The organism is Candidatus Eisenbacteria bacterium (genome assembly GCA_035712145.1).
GTDB lineage: Bacteria > Eisenbacteria > RBG-16-71-46 > RBG-16-71-46 > RBG-16-71-46 > DASTBI01.
The window spans coordinates 59,810-75,275 of record DASTBI010000030.1 but is presented as its reverse complement, the minus strand read 5'-3'; the positions used below and the strand labels follow the sequence as shown (position 1 = coordinate 75,275).

16 protein-coding genes are annotated in these 15,466 nt (G+C 67.6%); 3 read left to right on the top strand and 13 right to left on the bottom strand.

All coding sequences use genetic code 11. The annotated features are described in order from the left end of the window. Positions 1 to 113: 113 nt before the first annotated feature. The 4 genes from VFQ05_01600 to VFQ05_01585 form a co-directional block, all read right to left on the bottom strand. Positions 114 to 788: a CPBP family intramembrane glutamic endopeptidase gene (locus VFQ05_01600; protein ID HET9325444.1), complete on the bottom strand. Its 675-nt coding sequence runs from the start codon at positions 786 to 788 to the stop codon at positions 114 to 116. An 8-nt stretch (positions 789 to 796) separates the two neighbouring features. Further along, positions 797 to 1,801, bottom strand: a complete 1,005-nt coding sequence (gene moaA, locus VFQ05_01595) for a GTP 3',8-cyclase MoaA (GenBank protein HET9325443.1) — start codon at positions 1,799 to 1,801, stop codon at positions 797 to 799. Then, positions 1,798 to 2,466, bottom strand: a complete 669-nt coding sequence (locus VFQ05_01590) for a FlgD immunoglobulin-like domain containing protein (GenBank protein ID HET9325442.1) — start codon at positions 2,464 to 2,466, stop codon at positions 1,798 to 1,800. Before VFQ05_01590 ends, moaA begins: the two co-directional genes overlap by 4 nt. Before the next feature lie 109 nt (positions 2,467 to 2,575). Then, a complete protein-coding gene (locus tag VFQ05_01585; GenBank protein HET9325441.1) occupies positions 2,576 to 3,283 on the bottom strand; it encodes a FlgD immunoglobulin-like domain containing protein in 708 nt (235 codons plus the stop codon). Positions 3,284 to 3,461: 178 nt separating this feature from the next. On the opposite strand from VFQ05_01585, the gene VFQ05_01580 reads away from it, so the two are divergent. Continuing rightward, positions 3,462 to 5,162, top strand: a complete 1,701-nt coding sequence (locus VFQ05_01580) for a hypothetical protein (GenBank protein ID HET9325440.1) — start codon at positions 3,462 to 3,464, stop codon at positions 5,160 to 5,162. On the opposite strand, the gene VFQ05_01575 is transcribed toward VFQ05_01580, so the two are convergent. The 6 genes from VFQ05_01575 to VFQ05_01550 form a co-directional block, all read right to left on the bottom strand. Then, complete coding sequence (locus VFQ05_01575) at positions 5,163 to 5,708, bottom strand: hypothetical protein (protein ID HET9325439.1); 546 nt, start codon at positions 5,706 to 5,708, stop codon at positions 5,163 to 5,165. It lies immediately after the preceding gene. A gap of 39 nt (positions 5,709 to 5,747) precedes the next feature. Further along, a complete protein-coding gene (locus VFQ05_01570; GenBank protein HET9325438.1) occupies positions 5,748 to 6,416 on the bottom strand; it encodes a CDGSH iron-sulfur domain-containing protein in 669 nt (222 codons plus the stop codon). Continuing rightward, complete coding sequence (locus VFQ05_01565; protein ID HET9325437.1) at positions 6,413 to 6,697, bottom strand: GNAT family N-acetyltransferase; 285 nt, start codon at positions 6,695 to 6,697, stop codon at positions 6,413 to 6,415. The genes VFQ05_01570 and VFQ05_01565 overlap by 4 nt, the downstream gene beginning before the upstream one ends. Before the next feature lie 95 nt (positions 6,698 to 6,792). Next, positions 6,793 to 7,887, bottom strand: coding sequence for an ABC transporter permease (locus VFQ05_01560; protein HET9325436.1), 1,095 nt, complete (start codon positions 7,885 to 7,887; stop codon positions 6,793 to 6,795). Next, positions 7,884 to 8,978, bottom strand: coding sequence for an ABC transporter permease (locus tag VFQ05_01555; GenBank protein HET9325435.1), 1,095 nt, complete (start codon positions 8,976 to 8,978; stop codon positions 7,884 to 7,886). Before VFQ05_01555 ends, VFQ05_01560 begins: the two co-directional genes overlap by 4 nt. Further along, entirely contained in the window at positions 8,975 to 10,570 is a 1,596-nt protein-coding gene (locus VFQ05_01550) for a sugar ABC transporter ATP-binding protein (GenBank protein HET9325434.1), read from the bottom strand. Before VFQ05_01550 ends, VFQ05_01555 begins: the two co-directional genes overlap by 4 nt. A gap of 178 nt (positions 10,571 to 10,748) precedes the next feature. On the opposite strand from VFQ05_01550, the gene VFQ05_01545 reads away from it, so the two are divergent. Then, positions 10,749 to 11,174 (top strand): hypothetical protein, encoded by a 426-nt coding sequence (locus VFQ05_01545; GenBank protein HET9325433.1) that lies wholly within the window; start codon positions 10,749 to 10,751, stop codon positions 11,172 to 11,174. Here VFQ05_01545 and VFQ05_01540 read toward each other — a convergent pair. The 3 genes from VFQ05_01540 to VFQ05_01530 are packed head-to-tail and all read right to left on the bottom strand — an operon-like array spanning position 11,171 to position 14,177. Next, positions 11,171 to 12,433 carry a TCR/Tet family MFS transporter gene (locus tag VFQ05_01540; GenBank protein ID HET9325432.1) on the bottom strand — a complete coding sequence of 421 codons (1,263 nt, stop codon included), beginning with the start codon at positions 12,431 to 12,433 and terminating at the stop codon, positions 11,171 to 11,173. The genes VFQ05_01545 and VFQ05_01540 overlap by 4 nt on opposite strands. A 15-nt stretch (positions 12,434 to 12,448) precedes the next feature. Then, positions 12,449 to 13,033 (bottom strand): DinB family protein, encoded by a 585-nt coding sequence (locus tag VFQ05_01535; protein ID HET9325431.1) that lies wholly within the window; start codon positions 13,031 to 13,033, stop codon positions 12,449 to 12,451. Between the two features lie 4 nt (positions 13,034 to 13,037). Then, complete coding sequence (locus tag VFQ05_01530; GenBank protein ID HET9325430.1) at positions 13,038 to 14,177, bottom strand: DUF3798 domain-containing protein; 1,140 nt, start codon at positions 14,175 to 14,177, stop codon at positions 13,038 to 13,040. Between the two features lie 179 nt (positions 14,178 to 14,356). Between VFQ05_01530 and VFQ05_01525 the strand changes: the two genes are divergently transcribed. Next, the gene (locus VFQ05_01525) at positions 14,357 to 15,463 is read left to right on the top strand and encodes a hypothetical protein (protein ID HET9325429.1); all 1,107 of its coding nucleotides are present in this window, start codon (positions 14,357 to 14,359) and stop codon (positions 15,461 to 15,463) included. Positions 15,464 to 15,466 lie beyond the last annotated feature (3 nt).

Here is a 15,466-nt window from a genome sequence, read left to right as displayed (position 1 = left end):
AATCATGTGCATCGGATTCGTTTCCGCAGACCTCCCGATCGCCGAAGGCGAGAGCTGGGAAGAGGCTCTTCAGGCGGCGACCAGGATCATCTTCAGCGCATGAGCTGGAAGCGTTACCGGAAGAACCAGTGCGCCACGCGGTTTTCGAGCCCCCAGTAGATGATGGCCAGAGCCGTCAGGTCGAATGCCGCGTGGAGGATCATCGGCAGCCAGATGCGGTTCGTGACGGCCACGATTGTGCCGGCCACAAGACCAACGATCGTTGCCTGCTGCAGACCCGCGAGGCCTTGATCGGCCAGGTGAGCCAGGCCGAACAGGATGGATGACACGATCACCGTGGCAAGTTTTCCGCCGCGGCCCGTTCCCCAAAGCCGGCCCATCCGTTCGAACAGATAGCCGCGATACAGCGTCTCTTCACCGAAGCCAGCCCCCACCACCATCGCGAACACCGCCCCTGGAAGTGCCACGCGATTGCCCTCCAGGAAGTGATACGTGCGATTGATCGGATCGGCGCCGAGCAGAGGCATCACCACCGACTTCATCAGCAGCTTGAACGCGATGCCGAGCACGATCCCGAGAATGATCGTCCGCAAGAAGCTTCGCGGGCGCGAAAAGCCGAGGGCGCTCCATGGCGTGTGGGAAAAGCGGGCCCAGAGCAGCGCGAGCAGGGCGCTGAGAGGGGCGAACAGCGCATTGCCCAGGACGATCGCGATGAACGCGATGATGCCGACCAGTCCGAAGCCGCGAAGCGATTCGGCGAAGCGGTCCTCGAAGCCGGCGGGCTCCATGGAAGAGCTCAACCGCCGATCGCGCTCATCCCACGTTCCGGCTGCCTGAAATAGGGGCTGTTGATCAGGTGGCCTGGTTTCTTGCGCCAAACCGCGGCGCGCAGGAGATCGGCGATCGTCTCGTCGCTGGCCCCGCCGCGCAGGGCCGCGCGCAGGTCGAGCTCCTCGAGCGCGAACAGGCAGGTGCGGATCTGGCCGTCGGCGGTGAGCCGGATGCGGTCGCAGTGCCCGCAGAATGGCCGCGTCACCGACGCGATCACCCCGACCGTCCCTCGTCCGTCACGGTAGCGATAGAGGGTGGCGGGCGCGCTGGGATCGGTGGCTCGCGCCGGCTCGAGCGGATAGACGGCATCGATCGCGCGCAGGATCTCCGCGGCAGGGACGAGTTGCTCCCGCGACCAGCCGTGCTGGAAGTCGAGCGGCATCCACTCGATGAAGCGAACCTCGTAGCCTTGGTCACGCCCCCATCCGGCGAGCGGCACCGCTTCGTCCTCGTTGAATCCACGCATCAGGACGGCGTTCACCTTGATCGGCGAGAAGCCGACGGCGCGCGAGACGTCGAGCCCGGCGAGCACATCGGCCAGGCGGTCCCGGCGCGCGATGCGGTGAAAACGTTCCCGATCGAGGGTATCCAGGCTGACGTTGACGCGCGTCAGCCCTGCCGCCTTCAGCTCCCCTGCCATGGCCGCCAGCTTGAGCGCGTTGGTGGTGAGCGACAGGTCGAGTCCGGGCCTGAGCTCGCTCAGCATCCGTACGAGGACCGGCAGATCCGCGCGCACCGTCGGCTCTCCGCCGGTGAGCCGGATGCCCGTGACACCGAGATCGAGGGAGATGCGCGAGAGGCGAACGATCTCCTCGTACGTGAGGATGAGGTCCTTGGAGAGCCAGGGCATGCCCTCGGCCGGCATGCAGTACACACACCGCAGGTTGCAGCGATCGGTCACGGAGATGCGCAGATCCCGCACCACGCGTCCCTGGGTATCGATCAGTTCAGAGCGATTCACGGTCCCTATCTTGCGACCACCAGCCGGCCCGTCAAAGTGCGGCCTTCGACCCTCATCCGGTAGAAGTAGGCGCCGCTCGGCGCCTGGCGGCGGGCTTCGTCGCGGCCGTCCCAGGCGATCGCGTGCTCGCCGGCCGTCATCGGGCCGTTCCACAGCGTGCGCACCTTGCGGCCACGGGCGTCGAACAGCACCACGTCGACCTTCGCGTCACGCGGCAGCCCCAGCCGGAGCCACGTGCCATGGGAAACGGGATTGGGAGTCGCGCGTCCGAGCCAAGCCATCGAGGAGACCGGATCCTCGACGCCGACGGTGCCGGTGATGTTGATGGTGCCTCCCATCGCCGAATGGTTGCCGCACTGGTAGAAGAGCTGGCTGGGGGCGTTGTTGGGCACCAGGAAGGTGAGCATCCCGATCGATACACCGTTGTTGGTCACGCCCAGATCATAGGTGCTTCCCGACCCCACGACGCGTGCCGTCTTGATGTAGAAGGGATGGATCGAAGCATTCACGTTGAAGGTGTACGTGACGCGGCGGGTCAGGTTCAGCGTCGGGTCGAGCAGTCCATCGATGTTGTAGTTCGTCGCATCGGGGGCGCTGACGTCGAATGCCGTACTGACGCGTGGAATGGTGAGGAGCATGGCGAGCGGCAAAAGCGCGAACAGGGAGCCTCTCATGGCTGGTCTCCTTGCCTGGTAGGCAGCACGAGGTGCAGAAAGGATAGGCCGTATCCGCGGCCTTCTCAACCAGGTGTGGCGGTCGCGAAAGGTCTGGAGACGGCCGGCGCTACCGCATGACCTGGAGGCGGCCCGTCAACGTGCGACCCTCCACACGCATTCGATAGAAGTAACTCCCGCTGGAAGCCAGGCTCCCGGACTGGCTACGGCCATCCCAAGCGATCGAGTGCGTTCCGGCCGCCATTGGACCATTCCACAGCGTCCGAACTCTGCGTCCCCTTGCATCGAACATGACGATGTCGAGCTCGGCATCGCGCGGGAGTCCAATGCGGAACGAAGCCGCGCCCGACGTCGGATTGGGCACCGAGCGGCCCAGCCAGGCCACGTGGGGGATTCCGTCCTCCACACCCACCGTGTTCATGATATTGAGCCTTCCGCCCATGCTCGGATGCACGCCGCACTGATAGAAGAGAAGGGGGGGAGCGTCGTTAGGGACGTCGAACTGGACATCCCCGTTGTCGTCGCCGTTGTTCCTGACGCCATCCGTGAACTGATTTCCGTCTCCGACTTCACGCAGCGTCTTGATGTAGAAGGGATGCCCGGGCGCGATGACGTGGAAGATGTGCCTGCTCCCAGGAGCAAGCGTGAGCGAGGGGTTGCTCTGGCCATCGATGATCCAGGCTGAGAACGTGGCGTTGGGAGAGCAGTTGTGGATGATGGGATCGGGCGGCGGAGCGGCCGCAGCGTCTGACTGCAGACGAGGAGCGAGTGTGACGAGGACGAAGAGCGCGAGCAGGGCAGTGCGAGAGAATTTCACGGGGGACCTCCTGGATGGTCACCAACGCGAAGCTCTGGAAGAATAGCCCCACTCCGTGCCGCCATCCACCTCTCACGCAACCGCTCACGCAACCGCCACTTCGAAGGCCTCGAAGCCGGCGTCTCGAACGTCCTTCCGGGATCCCTGGGCCTGGCTCGCTCTCTCGGCGCTGCTGCCCTTGATCGCCCGCTCGCTCGGGCCGCCACTCGGCGAGCCGTTCGCCGACGACTTCAACTTCCTGCGCCACGCGCTGTTCGGGCCAGGATCGTGGCTCGACGGGGGAGGGGCGTCGATCTACTGGCGCCCGCTCTCCCGCCAGGGCTGGTACGGGCTCATCGGTGCCTCGATGGCGGAGCGCCCCTGGCTCACGGTCGCGCTCCACCTCGTCTTGCTGGGCGCCTCGAGCCTGCTGGTCTACCGCGCCGTTCGTTCCGTTTGGCCAGGACCCTGGGCGGCCGCGGCGGCGAGCTTTCCGCTCCTCACCGAGTCGAGCCGAACGTTCCTGCTCTGGCCCACGACGATTCAGGATCTCGGCGCGCTCTTCTTCTCCGCTCTGGCGTTCCACGAAGCCAGCCGCCGGAGTCTCGCGGGCGCGATCGCGGCGGTGGTCGCGGGGCTCCTGTGCAAGGAAACCACCGTGGTGACCGCGCTGCTCCTTCCATGGCTGCCTTTGATCACCACTCCGGAGCGCCGGCGCTGGATCCTGGGACTGGGGTCCGCGCTGCTGGCCTGGGGCTTCGTCTACGGCTTCGTGCTCCGGCAAGGCCACGTCACGTTCCAGAGCCGCTTCGAGCAGCCATCCACGTTCATGGAGACATTGCCATGGGCGCTTCGTCTCGGACTGCGCGACGCCCTCGGTCTCGGAGCGCTCGAAGGCTGGGCGACCGCCCCGATGCTCGCGGGGCTCGCGTTGGTTCTCCTCGTGGCGGCGGCCATGGCCGCTCGGAGAAGTGCGAGGAGGCGGCTGATCAAAGCACTCCCCTGGATCGGTTGGGGCGTCGCGTGGTTCATCGCCAACATCGCACTGCTCACCCAGGTGTTTCCGTTGTGGGGGCCGTTTCGTGTCGTCTCCGGAGGCTGGGGGCTCGGGATCGCGCTCGTCGCGGTCATGTGGGCAGCGACTCCCGCAATACTCGCGGCGCTGGTCGCAGTGCGGCTGCTGGCGCTCGGCCTGAGTGCCGGCGCACCGGCTTTGATTCGCCAAGAGGGCGAGAATGCGTACGACTTCTCGAGCCTGGCGCGGCTGTCACGCCTCAGCCATGAGACGCGCAAGGCGTTCGTCTCGATCCATCCGACGCTTCCGCATCACTCGACCGTCGCCTGGAGGCATCGTCCGCTCATGGCGCAGCACGCATTCGCCCAGGGACAGGCCCTTCAGGTGTGGTACCGGGACACCACGCTCCGCTGGATCACCTGGGAAGACGCGCAACGTGACGGCGCGCGGGCACCGGACGTCGTGGTCGAGTATGAGCCGGGTGAGGCACGGCAGGTCGTGGTGCTCGACCACGGCGCCGTCGTGGAGTATCTCGCCGGCGACCGCATCATCGCGGACGCGCCGGATTCTGCGCTGCGCCACTTCGATCGTGCCGATCAACTCCAGCGGGATCGTGGTGCGCGCGTATTCCTGGCGGGCATCCGGGGGAAGCGCGCGCTCTGCCACCTGGCGCTCGACCACGTGGCCGCGGCGAGCGCCGAAGCGGAGTCGAGTCTTGCGGTGTGGCGCGACTCCGGCGATGCGCGGTACGTGCTGGCCGTGCTGGCGATCAGCGAAGGCCGGCTGGCCGAGGCGCGCGGGCAGCTCGATTCGCTGCTGGCCCGCTATCCCTATGACGTTTCGGCCCGCGCCATGCTGGACACGGTGCGGGCGCGCGAGCGGTAGCTACTTCTTCTTCCCGCCCTTCGGCTTCACCTGAACCGACGCCTGCTTCTGGAGCTTGCGATCGACCCAGGTGACCATCATGCGATCGGCCGTGTCCTGGCGCTCCGTCCATCGCGCCCCGAGCTGGACGGCGGTGAGCCCATCGACCCAGAGGAGCTTCTCCTCGAAGTTCCCGGCCTTGACGTCCGCCTTGTGCTCCTCATGAGGCGCGCCGAACTGCCCCACCAGGGTGCCGCGAGCTCCCTCGAAGACCTGGCGGTCGGAGGGGACGCGGTAGCCGTAGGTGACCTTCCACAACAGGGCGCCGCGGTGAGCCATCGGCACGAACGAGTACTCGATGAACTCGACTTCGGGACTCTCGCCGGGCGTGGTGATGAAGTCGCTTCCCGCCGAGATCGGCTCGACGCCGCGGTCCGCCAGGGCGCTGTCGACCTGGCTGCGGGCCCATCCGAGGGTGAAGGCCAGAGTGCCGCGAGGAAGCGTCTGGGTGGCGGGCGCGAAGGCCAGACCGGAGAGGGCGAGCAGGATGAGGAGTTGCCACCGCATGTCTCGGTTGTCGGATGAAGCCGCCGGAGACTTGAGCGGTCAGCTCGAAGTGGAGGAGTCTTGCTCGAATTCAAGCCGCTCGTGCGACTTGTCACAGAACGGGCGGTTGCGAGTTCCCCCGCAGCGGCAGAAGGCCGCGTCACCGCCCGAGACCCTCACCAGGCCGTCCGCGCTCCTCACCACGAGGGTCCCGCGCGCCTTGAGCGGCCCTGCCGGACGCACGGTGAAGCGCAGGACGCTTCCCGGGTCCTCGCCCGGCTTCACACTGCCAGCGAAGACCTCGCCCGGGTCGGAGAAGCCCCGCGCGCGATGCGAGCCATCGCAGAACGGCTTGTTGCTCGAGCCGCCACAGCGGCAGAGCGCCACGCGCGTGTCGCGGTGCAGGAGATTCCCTTCGGCGTCCAGGATCTCGATCTGGCCTCGGACCATCAGGGGGCCGTCGGGCTCCGGAGTCACGGTATTGGTCGTCGTCGCACTCTCGGCTCGACCGCCGTCCAGCCGCTCGTAGTGGAGCGCCCCCGTGGGGCAGCGCTCGATGATCTCGGCGATCTTTTCCGCCGTGGCTCGGTCCGGCTTCACCCAAGGGTGGCTGCCCGGCTGGAACACCAGCGGCAGCCCGCGGACGCACTCGGCCGAATGGATGCATCGCGCCTTGGACCAGGTGACGCGGATGCCGTTCCCCTCGAAGACGTGCAGCTTGTCAGTCATTCGGAATTCGCGATCAACGCGCTCACTTCAGGATGTTGCTCCACATAGGCTCTGACGAAAGGACATCGTGGCACTACGGTCAAGCCCCGGTCGCGGGCTTCCTGGAACGCGGCCTCGACCAGGCGCGTGCCGATTCCACGATCGCGGTCGGCTTCGGGCACTTCCGTGTGGTTCAAGCTGAGCCTGCCACCCGAGCGCTCGTAGACCAGCACGCCGATGCCGTGAGGGGTCATGGTCTCGAACCGGCTCTTGTGAGGATTGTCGACGACCGGGGGGGCCATGGGCAGATGATAGATCGCATAGGATCTCGCGGCGCGGGAGAGCGTGATTGTAATTCGGTCCTCTCCCCGGGGAGAGCAAGAACTTACAAGCCCAGCTACGCGCTGGTTCGCCGCTTCTGCCACGCATGCAGCACGAGCGCCACCGTGATCACCGCGTAGGCCACGAACACGCGGAAGTATTCGCCGATCTGCGCGTCACCCGCCAGCGCCTTGCCCGCCAGCGGCGAGACCACGAACAGCGTGTGGAACAGGAGCGTGCCCAGGAGCGCCTGTCCCACCGTCGCCCGCGTGACCGTGGCGCCGGAAACCAGCAGCGCCGCGATCGAGAACATTCCCACCTGCTCGTGAGAGCTGTAGGTGTTCAAGGTGCCGAGGTTCTGGAGGAAGAAGAGCTGGCCCCAGGCCGCGAAGATCGTGGAGAGCACCGTCGCGATGACCCGGTTCTTCTCGACGTCGATGCCGCTCGCCGCCGCCACGTGCGGATCCTGGCCCATGGCGCGCAGCTCCTGGCCCAGCTTGGTGCGGAGGAACATGAGGTTGAAGAAGCAGAACACCCCGATGAAGAGGAAGGAAGCCACGGGAACCCGGACCGGCGAGTGCTCGAGCGTCACCGAGAACTTGATGAGGTCGTCCACCGCGTACTGCATGCCCAGGAGATCGATCGTATTGCGCAGCCCGAATCCCTGCGGCAGCAGCATCGTCGGGTCCTGGAACGGAATCAGCGCGCCGAGCGCGAACAGGAACACCAGCTGATAGAGCCCGTTGGCGAAGTAGCCCGCGATCAGTCCCGTCACCATCTCGCGGCCCTTGGCGCGGTTGAAGAGCCAGCCGGTCGCGATGCCGAAGAGCAGCGCCACCGGCGTCGCGATCACCAGAGCCAGCACGAATGCCGCGAGCCCCTTGATCTTGAAGTACGTGACCAGGATCGCCCCGACCTGGCCCGCCATGGCGCCGACCACGATGCCGAAGTTGAGACCCAATCCCGCGAGGATGGGGATCAGCAGCGAGAGCACCAGCACCGCGTTGCGTCCGAAGCGCACCAGCATCTCGCGCAGCATGAACTCCGGCGTGAGTTGCGCCGCGATGATGCCGAACAGGCACAGCGCCGCGAACAGGAGCGGCACCGCGAAACGCGCCACCTGGGCCAGCAGCTTGCTCGGCGCACGATCCTTCGCCGGGGTCGCGCTCACGCCTTGTCTCCGCGCCGGGTGAGCGCGTAGAGGATCATGCCGTTCTGGATGATGAGCCGGGCCGTTTCGGAGATGTCGCCCTGCACCACCTGGCTCGTGACCGGGAGGGCCACCGTGAGGATCGACTGGAACAGGATGGTTCCGACCACGACGTGAGTCAGCGTGGCGCGGGTCACCGACGCGCCGCCGATCAGCAGGCAGGCCACCGCCGGGAACGCCATCAGGAGCGGCGCGGTGTAGAGCTGGACGAAGCCGTACGACTGGGAGAACACCACGATGCCCAGCGCCGCGAGCACCGTGGACAGCACGGTCGCCTGGACGCGCGTGCGGGCGTCGGAGATCCCCGCGGCGCGCGCGAAACGGGGATTGCTGCGGGCCGCCGAGATCGCGATCCCGATCCGCGTGCGGAAGAAGAGTCCGACCAGCACGCAGGCGGCGGCGAACGTGAGCAGCGTCCCGGTGGGAACCGTCACGCCGAAGATGGGAAACGCCCAGAGCCGATCCAGCAGCTTGTCGAACGCGCCGCTCATGGTGAGCGTGGTGCGCAGGCCACGGCCGCCGATCGCCCACACCAAGGTCGGATTGGTGAAGGGCGCCGCCAGCCAGAAGATGCTCATGCCCGAGACGATCGCGAAGCCCAGGTACGTGCCCACCATCATCTCCTGGCCACGCGTGCGGTTGAGCAGCCACCCGTAGGCCAGGCCCACCGGGATCGCGAGCAACACGCCGATCCCGCACGCCGCCGCGAGCCATGGCCAGCCCACGACCCCGGCGTTGAGCGCGATCACGCAGCCGATGAGTCCGCAACAGATCCCCAGCGGAAGCCCGAAATTGAGGCCGACGCCACCCTGCACCGCCGGCAGCAGCGCCAGCACGAGGATCCCGTTTCGCCCGGCACGGACCAGCGAATCGGTGAGCAGCGAGGCCAGGTCCATGCGCGTGATCACCGCGGTCACGAGCAGCGCGATCAGGAAGAGGAAGATGAGGAGCCGCGGGATGCCGATCTCGGCCACCCATTCGCGGACCGCGACCGAGAACGGCACACGCTCCTCGGGTGATGGATGCGTCGCGGCCGTCACGGTCTCGGTCACGGCTTGGCCCCGGACTGGAGCTCGCCCGACATGGCGAGTCCGAACTCCACGTCGCTCGCATCCGGAGCGAGAATCGCCTCGATCTTCCCGTGGTAGACCACCGCGATGCGGTCGCAGATGGAGCGAAGCTCGGCCAGCTCCGAGGAGGTGACGAGCAGCGAGAGTCCGCGGTCGCGGTTGAGCTGCCGCAGCAGCTCGAGCACGCGCTCCTTGGCGCCGACGTCGATTCCGCGCGTCGGCTCGGACACCATCAACGTGTCGGGCTCGAGCGTCATCGCCCGCGCGAGGCACACCTTCTGCTGGTTGCCGCCCGAGAGCCGTCGCACGTGCTGCTTGGGCCCGGTGCAGCGGATGTCGAGCGCGCGGATCATCTCGTGCGCGTGGCGGCGCACGTGGCGCCCGTCGAGCAGCCGGAAGGGCTCGAAAGGCCCTTCGCGCAGAAACCGTCCCTGGGCCTCGATCGCGGTGAGCGCGATGTTCAGCTCGATGCTCTCGTCGGGAAGGATGCCGACGCCACGCCGATCCTCCGAGACGAAGGCCAGCCGGCTCTGGATCGCCGCGCGCGGATCGTTGAGCGGAAGCGGACGGCCGTCCTTCTTCACCTCGCCGCGCGCCGGGAAGAGCCCCATGAGGCCGTTGGCGATTCCGATCTTGCCGTGGCCGGCGAGTCCGGCGAGACCCAGGATCTCCCCCTTGCGCAGCTCGAAGCTGACCGATTCCACGCGCTCGCCCGGCATGCGCACCGAGAAGTCGCGCACTTCGAGGGCGGGCGTGCCGACCTTCGCGCCGGCGCGGATGCCCGGATGTGCGATCGCGGCCGCTCGTCCGACCATGAGCTCGGCGATCTGCGCGACCGAGGTGCGCTTGGGGTCGAGCCGCCCGACGACCTCGCCATCGCGCAGCACGGTGATGTCGTCGGCGACGTCCATCACCTCGTCGAGCCGGTGGGTGATGAACAGGATGCCGAGGCCCTTGCCGGCCAGCGTCTTCATGACCTGGAGGAGCTGTGTGGCATCGCTCTCGGTGAGCACGGCGGTGGGCTCGTCGAAGATGAGGAGGCGGACGTTCTGCTTGTCCACCTCGCGCGCGATCTCGATGAACTGCATGTGCCCGACCGGCATGCCGGCGACCGGCGCCCATTCATCGACCGAGAGGCCGACGAGATCGAGGGCCTTGCGCGCGTCGGTTCCGCAACGGTCGCGATCCACCTGCTCGAGCTTCTTGCCGAACACCCGCGACAGGATGCTGGGCCGGGTCGGCTCGCGGTTGAGCTTGATGTTCTCCGCGACCGCGAAGCCGGGGATCAGCATGAACTCCTGGTGGACCATGCCAACGCCGGCCTGCATCGCGTCGTCGGGCGAGGCGAACCGCACCACCTTGCCCTCGAGCACGACGTCGCCCTGGTAGCCGCCGGTCTCGCGGATCACGCCCATGCCGAACAGCACGTTCATGAGCGTGGACTTGCCGGCGCCGTTCTCGCCCACGAGCGCGTGGATCGTCCCCGGGCGCACCTGCAGCGAGACGCCCTTCAGGACCCGGTTCCCGTAGTACTCCTTCGCGATGTTCCTGAGTTCGAGAACCGGCTCGGGCATGTGGCCTAAAGGGCTCGCTCGGTGCGGCGCCAAAAGGCCCCATTCGGGGCCTGGGCGCGGCGAAAGGTCGCGGAAACATGACGGCTCGGTGCAGGGAATTCAAGGCGATGGAAAACTTCGACGGACTGCCTTGTGGCGAGCCGCGGCTTCGGCTTACGGTCGAAGGTGCGAGGACACCTTGGTCCATCCACTCATGCACGCGACACCCCGCCTCTATACCCCCTGGGGGGCCACGCTGGCGGCCGTGACCGGCGGGATCTTCCCCGGCATGCTGCTCGCCGGTCTGAACTTCCGAGCGTGGGGAGAGGATCGGCGGGCGCGCCGCGCGATCGGGTTGGGGATCCTCGGAACGCTCTTCATGGTCATGCTCGCCATGATCATCCCCTACGACGCGCCGTGGGGTCGTCCGGTGTACCAGGGGATTCAGGTCGCATTCGTGGTCGGCTACTTCTATCGATTCCAGAAGGAGCGGATCGAGGCGCACCGCGCGGCGGGAGGGCCCTTGAAGTCGAGCTGGCGCGCAACCTGGATCGGCGTGGGCTGCGGCTTCGCGTTCACGATCCTGTACTTCGGAACCGGAGCGCTGATCGACCTGCTGGCCTAGCCCTCCGTGCTCGCCGTGGCCGTGGTCGCCGAGCCCGCCTCGCTCCTCGTCTCACGCGTCGCCGCCCAGAACGTGAGCCCGCTCGATACGATCAGCAGCGCGGCGGCGACGAACGCCGCGCCGGGGAGGTGCAGCGGAGCATCCGGCGCCGAGAAGCGACCAAAGAGCTGGGTCAGCAACGGTGGCCCGACGATGGCGCTGAGCGAGAAGAGGCTGGCCACCGCGCCTTGCAGCTCGCCTTGCGCATCGGGCGCGATGCGGTGAGACATGAGCGCATTGGCGCTCGGCATCACCATCGAGCCGAAGAACCAGGTGCCGAGCCAGGCGAACATCATCCATCCGGCGGTGGCCGTCGCGTATCCGACGTTGCCGATCATCGTCAGCGTCATGCCGGTGAGGACCGTGCGCCGCTCGCCCAACCGCGGCACGAGCAAGCGCAACAGCGTGGCCTGGCTCGTCGCCATCACGACGCCGGCGAACGCGAGCGAGGCGCCGATCATGGCCTCCGACCAGCCGAACCGGAACTTGGTGTAGAACGCCCACGTCGAAGGCATGACCTGCTGGGCCACGAGCCACAGGAAGAGCGAACCCAGCAGGCCGAGCACCACCGGATGGCGGCGCATCTGCAGCAGCGTCCCGAGCGGATTGGCGCGGCGCCAGTCGAAGGGCCGGCGCTTATGCTGCGGGAGCGACTCGGGAAGGAAGAAGAAACCGTAGATCCAATTGCAGAGGCTGATGCCGGCCGCCACGAAGAACGGCGCGCGCGGTCCCAGACCGCCGAGCAGGCCGCCGATGGCGGGCCCCAGGATGAATCCGATTCCGAAGGCCGCGCTCACGATGCCGAAGTTCTGCGCCCGTTTCTCCGGCGGCGTGACGTCGGCGACGTACGCGTAGGCCGGCGTGAACGAAGCGCCGGCCATGCCGGCGATCAAGCGGCCGGCGAAGAGCCACGCGAAGGTCGGCGCGAAGCCCATCACCAGGAAATCGATCCCCAGCGCGCCGACCGAGAAGAGGAGCACCACGCGGCGGCCGAAGCGATCCGACAGGTTGCCGAGCACCGGGGCGCACAGGAACTGAGTGAAGGCGTAGACCAGGAGCAGCCAGCCGCCATCGATCGCCGCGCCGCTCAGGCTGTCGCCGGTCAGCTCGACCAGCAGCCGCGGCAGGAGCGGCATGATGATCCCGAAGCCCATGACGTCGAGCAGAACGGTGATGGCCACGAAGGCGATCGCGTTCTTCCCGGGAGCGCGGCGCGTCATCTTCGGTAGGGGACGCTACCCGGCAGCCAGGGCCCTGTCGCGGTGATGGTGCGCGTGCGTGGTCTGGACGCGAACGATCTCGGGAAAGGTGTAATGCCAGCGAAGTCGCGGCGCGTAGGGGTTCCAGATCCACAGGCGGTCGCGCTGCTCGGGCGTGAGACGGTCCGCGAGCGTGCGATGCCTCAGCAGCCCTTGCGCGAGCCGGGCGATGGCGCGCTCGCGATCGGGAGTCGCGCCGGGCACCGCTCCCGATGGCGCTTTGCCGCCTTTCAGGAAGCGGCGCGTCACCGCGCGCACGAACAGCGCCTGAAATGGATCGCGCCACGGCCTCGACGGCAGGTCGCCTCGCAGCAGCTCTTCCGCGGCACGCTCGAGCGCGTCGGCGCCGATGGCCAGGACGTGTCCGACGTGCTCGACGTGCTGCCCGGGGCTCCACTTGCCGGACGGCGACTGCGACCAGCGCTCTTTGTCGAAAGGGGCGACGAGCTCCTGGAGGGCGATGTCGAGCTCGTCGAGCAACGCGGGAAGATTCGCGCCGTCCAGCTCGAGCGCGAGCACCCTTCGGGATGCCCGCGCCGAGCCGACCGAACGCTGATTCACCGCGCTAGTAGACGATGTGATCGAGCAGGATGAGGTACTGATTGCCCTTCTGCTCGTCGTACTTCTTGATCTTGACCGCGGCGCCGGCCTCGTCCTGCAGGTACTTCTGGACCGTCGCCTGGTCCTTGTGGTCGGCCTTCTTGTCGACCGAGTCCACCAGCAGGTTTGCCACCGCGCGAATCGCCACCATGCTCTCGGGCGCGATCCAGGTGCCGAAGTGGCCCGTCATCTTGTGCTCGGCGATCACGCGCTTGTTCTCGGCGTTGATGAACGCGATGTCGCCAGCCTTGTCGCGCGGCACCGCGATGCCGAGCGCGGTCGGGTATCCGTGCGTCGGGCTCGGGCAGCACTGCTCGGGCACGTAGCCGCCGGAAGAGAGCACCGAGCGGATCAGCGGGTCCTGCATCGAGCAGTTGGTGGAGAAGAACGCCGTCTGCGGACCGTGCTTCTTGACCTCGCGGGGCACGTCTTCGAGCACGAACTGCTGGCTGGCGGGTATGCCGCCTTCGGCCATCGGGTCGGGGGCGGTGACGAAGTAGAACTTCATGCCCTTCTCGGCTGCCGCCTCCTTCATGATGTCGCGCCGGCGCGCGAGCAGCTCCTGCGACATGTGGCGCGGGAACGAGTAGTGGACGAAGTTCTTGGCGCCCATCGAGGCGGCCTCGGCGATGATGGTCCGACCGCGCTCGATCTGGTCTGGCTGGACCGCGATGTCGACGGTCTCGTTGACCATCGCCGGGTCCTCGTGAGGCTCGACGAAGCCGATCAGGATGTCGGGCCGCTGCTCGCGGATCTTGCGCGCCGCCGCGATCGACCCGGGAATCGCCTGGCCGACCACGATGACCTTGACCTCTGGATCCGAAGCGAGACCGACGAGCTGCGCGATCACCGTCTCCTGCTCGTTCATGAAGTTGTCGGGATAGGTGACGTGCTTGAGGCGCGCGCCGTACTTGCGCGCGAGCTGCTGCGCGGCCTGGAACTCCTCCTCGTTCTGGGAAACGGTGCCCGTCATGACGCCGAGCTTGAAGCCTTGAGCCTGGGCCATCGGCTGGCTCGCATCGGGAGCCTTGGCCTGCTGGCCCGAGCACCCGGCCACCAAGGCGGCGACGGCGAGGGCGAACAGAAGAGAGAAACGCTTGGTCATGGGAATTGGACTCCTCGAATCAAACCAGCGCGTCACGCCGAAGTTTTCGGCCGCACGCCGCGCGAGCACGCGCAGAGGGGAGCGCAAACGCGGCGAGTCTAGCACAGGGTCTCGGCTCTGAGTCGCACGTCATGGAGCGGTCAAACCATGCGCTCGGCCGCGCGATATACTGCTCGGCCATGCTTGGGTCGCGGTGGAAGTGGGTTGCGATCATCGGCTTGCTGGCCATCGCCGGGATCATGGCCCTGTGGCTGGCGTTCTCGAGGCCCGGGGCCGTGGCCGAGAACGGCGGCAGGCCGGAAGGCCGGATGCTGCCGTCTCTGGCCGGCGCGATCGGGCTCTCCCGCGCCGCATCCCCGGATTCGCTCTCCGGCCACGTCGTGGTCGTGGCGTTCCTGAGCCTCGACCTGCCGCGGTCGCTGCGCGCCGCGTCGACGCTGACGGCGTGGCACGATGCCTACTCGCGCTACGGCGTGCGCGTCCTCGGAGTCCACGTGCCAGCGTTCGCGTTCGCCGCCGACTCGACGAGATCGGCGCGCGCGTCGCAGCGACTCGGGCTGCGGTTCCCGGTGGCGCTCGATGCATCGCTCGAGGTCGCGCGCGCCTTCGGTGGAGTGAGCGAGCCGCCGCGCATCATCGTGGCCGACCCGGGTGGGCGAGTGGTGTGGGACCAGGAAGGGGACTCGGCCCTGCCCGAGGCCGAGCGGCTGATCCGCGAGCTGGTCTTGAAGGCGGATCCTGGGCTGCGCTTTCCTGCGGGCGTGCCGCCACCCGCCGACGCGGGGGCCGCGGAGCACGCCGCGGTGCATCTGGGCCGCGCTCGCGTGGAGCGCGGGCCTCTGGCGGAAGTCCCCGCGGGAAGGGCCGCGAGCTTCACCGCTCAGCTCCGCTACCAGGTCGAAGGCCAGGCCTACACGCCCTATCCCGTAGGGCGCTGGACTCCGGCGGCCGACGGACTCGTCGCCGCACGCGGCGGCGCGCAGAACTTCGTGGCCTTGCGCTATGATGCCGGCGCGCTCGGAGCCGTGATCGGTCCGCCGGAGGAAGGTCCGGCGCGCGTGTGGATCCTGCGCGACGATCGCTGGCTCACGCCGAGCGAGGCGGGACATGACGTCGAGATCGACGGGCGCGGAGCGTCGTACGTGACGGTGGCGGAGCCAAGGCTCTACGCGCTGACCCGCATGGACCGCGGGGACCACGTGATCAAGCTGTCGCCCGACGAGGCGGGCACCACGATCTACGCGTTCACGTTCGGGACATTCGAAGCGCCGCAGAAGAGGCCCTGAATC

Bases quoted from the DNA above. Each gene is read 5' to 3' on its own strand.
- VFQ05_01530 (HET9325430.1), bottom strand. From the start codon at position 14,177: ATGACCAAGCGTTTCTCTCTTCTGTTCGCCCTCGCCGTCGCCGCCTTG.
- VFQ05_01550 (HET9325434.1), bottom strand. From the start codon at position 10,570: ATGCCCGAGCCGGTTCTCGAACTCAGGAACATCGCGAAGGAGTACTAC.
- VFQ05_01525 (HET9325429.1), top strand. From the start codon at position 14,357: ATGCTTGGGTCGCGGTGGAAGTGGGTTGCGATCATCGGCTTGCTGGCC.
- VFQ05_01565 (HET9325437.1), bottom strand. From the start codon at position 6,697: ATGGCCCCCCCGGTCGTCGACAATCCTCACAAGAGCCGGTTCGAGACC.
- VFQ05_01575 (HET9325439.1), bottom strand. From the start codon at position 5,708: ATGCGGTGGCAACTCCTCATCCTGCTCGCCCTCTCCGGTCTGGCCTTC.
- VFQ05_01590 (HET9325442.1), bottom strand. From the start codon at position 2,466: ATGAGAGGCTCCCTGTTCGCGCTTTTGCCGCTCGCCATGCTCCTCACC.
- VFQ05_01600 (HET9325444.1), bottom strand. From the start codon at position 788: ATGGAGCCCGCCGGCTTCGAGGACCGCTTCGCCGAATCGCTTCGCGGC.
- VFQ05_01540 (HET9325432.1), bottom strand. From the start codon at position 12,433: ATGACGCGCCGCGCTCCCGGGAAGAACGCGATCGCCTTCGTGGCCATC.
- VFQ05_01570 (HET9325438.1), bottom strand. From the start codon at position 6,416: ATGACTGACAAGCTGCACGTCTTCGAGGGGAACGGCATCCGCGTCACC.